This window comes from Dolichospermum sp. LEGE 00240 (genome assembly GCF_015207875.1).
Taxonomy (GTDB): domain Bacteria; phylum Cyanobacteriota; class Cyanobacteriia; order Cyanobacteriales; family Nostocaceae; genus Dolichospermum; species Dolichospermum gracile.
Window position 1 is genome coordinate 1 of the sequence record NZ_JADEVZ010000154.1, and the last position, 2,157, is coordinate 2,157.

Genomic DNA, 2,157 nt, shown 5'->3' on the forward strand with positions numbered 1-2,157 from the left:
GCAATTACTATGGCGGTTAATGCTATTACTGATGAAAATGCTCTCAATTGGTTTAATCATTGTGGATTGTTTTTTGACCCTATTTAGATAGCTATTTTTGTACTGGACTTGATCGCAAACTGCTGTAATAGGACTTACGCATTGACAACTTTTACTAAAGATGGATTGCGGTTTTTCGCCTCTTGTAGGGCGCGTCAGACCCCATAATTTAACCACATTAGCCATATTTTTCCATCTGACGCACCCTACGCATAAAACATATCATGTCTAATTTGTATAGTGCGTAAGTCCTAGTTAATCTACTTAGTCCCAATCAGGAAAGTTAGCTCCATCCTCGCCACCAATACCGATTCCTGTGTTATATATACCAGCATCAGTAATGTTAAGATTGTCCATTGATGCTTGATAGACGTTGGAATCATTGACTGTGGCGCGGGTAAGATTTGCGCCGTTTAAGTTAGCTTTTTTCAAATTGACGTTGGTAACAAAGGCTGATGTTAAATTAGCACCTGCTAAGTTTGCCCCAGTTAAGTCAGCACCTTCTAAGTTAGCATTTGTCAGGTTAGCGCCCTGAAGATTTGCGCCTCGTAAGTCTGCACCAATTAAATGAGTACCACTGAGGTTGAGTCCTGATAGGTTACATTGGACACATTCTCTAGTTGACAAAAGTTTCTGTAAATCTTTTTGGCTGCCAGCTTGAACTGAATTAGCTAGAAACAGGGGAGTTATCAAGGCCATAACGGCTAATAGTTGAAGTTTCATAAAATTTCCCCCTCTCACAATATAGTTATGTCCGTTCCTTACCTCACAAATTCATTATCTCACTAATTGGCTAAAAAATGTTGATTTAAACTACAAGCTTGATATTTCTTTTTATAAATCAGTAATTGGGAATAAGTAGGTGAACACAATAAAACCAAACTGTGTAAAGAAATGTAAAATCGCCCAAACCCTCTTCACTCTTGCCTCTTGCCTCTTGCCTCTTGCCTTTTGCCTTGCCATAACGACAATTTTCAACACCAACCTACTTAGACCATTGGTAAACTGCGTCAATTCCTAAGTCCTAGTTTTTTATAGTGGTTTTTGTTAAGATTGATGAAATTTTCCTGGTGAAATACCACTATGGCTTTATACGCAGAATTACATCGGCATTTAGGTGGTTCAGTTGTACCTCGTGTACTATGGCGGTATTTCCAGCGTCATAATGCTGAGTTGATTTCTCCCTTTGGTGAATATGCAGAGTTTGAAGATTTTTATACTCGTCCTCGTAATACTTTGGATGAATATCTAGAATTGCATACCCTTGTGGAAAGTGTGCAAACGGTGGAGACTTTACCTTACTTCATTTACCGTTTATTACGTGGTGCTTATATTTTTGAGAATTTGGCTTATTTGGAATTACGCTATACTCCCTATCTGCGAACTCCTGAACATTTGAGTCAAGGTGAAAGAATTGATAAAATGGCGGAAATTGTGGATATTGTGGGTAAATCTAGTTATGTACCCGACTATCCGATTGTTACTAGTCAAATTCTTTGTATGCACTCCCGTTTGCCTTTTGAGGTAAATAAGGCAATTATTGATTTGGCAGCGCAAAATAGAAAGTATGTTTGTGCGATAGATGTGGCTGGTGGCGATCGCTATTATGATGAACGCATGGAAGAATGGATTAGTTTATATAATTATGCCCATTCACTGGGTATTAACACTACAGGGCATCTTTATGAAACTAAGGATGGTTGTTATTCAGAATTGTTACCCTATTTAATGCGAATTGGTCACGGAATCCAAGTTCCGCTTTTGTATCCTGAATTGCTGTCAGAAATTGCCAGAAGAGGACAATGTTTAGAGGTTTGTCCGACAACTTACTTAAAAACTGGGACTTTACAGGATATTCGGCAACTCAAGTTGGTTTTTGACCGATGTTTTGAAGCTGGGGTAGATATCGCTATTTGTACGGATAATGCGGGTTTACATAATGTGCGTCTTCCGTTTGAATATGAAAATCTTTTGACTTACGACATTATCAATTTTCAACAGTTACAAGCTTGTCAAGAGGCAGCTTTCCGTCATGCTTTTGCTTGGCCTCATAGTCAACGTCCAGCATCTTTGTTAACTGGATTGTTGAGGTAGGGAACAGGGGGCAGGGGGCATGGG

The 2,157-nt window shown here is 39.1% G+C and carries 3 protein-coding genes; 1 reads left to right on the plus strand and 2 read right to left on the minus strand.

Annotated elements, in window-relative coordinates:
• Positions 1-225 (minus strand): hypothetical protein (locus IQ226_RS25495; RefSeq protein ID WP_228039670.1); only part of this gene is annotated, 225 nt, incomplete at its 3' end.
• A gap of 78 nt (positions 226-303) precedes the next feature.
• Entirely contained in the window at positions 304-762 is a 459-nt protein-coding gene (locus IQ226_RS24670; protein WP_193899758.1) for a pentapeptide repeat-containing protein, read from the minus strand.
• Positions 763-1,122: 360 nt separating this feature from the next.
• On the opposite strand from IQ226_RS24670, the gene IQ226_RS24675 reads away from it, so the two are divergent.
• Positions 1,123-2,133 carry an adenosine deaminase gene (locus IQ226_RS24675; RefSeq protein WP_193899760.1) on the plus strand — a complete coding sequence of 337 codons (1,011 nt, stop codon included), beginning with the start codon at positions 1,123-1,125 and terminating at the stop codon, positions 2,131-2,133.
• Positions 2,134-2,157: the final 24 nt, after the last annotated feature.

Excerpts from the sequence above, each read along its gene's own strand:
- IQ226_RS24670 (WP_193899758.1), bottom strand. The coding sequence starts at position 762 with ATGAAACTTCAACTATTAGCCGTTATGGCCTTGATAACTCCCCTGTTT.
- IQ226_RS24675 (WP_193899760.1), top strand. The coding sequence starts at position 1,123 with ATGGCTTTATACGCAGAATTACATCGGCATTTAGGTGGTTCAGTTGTA.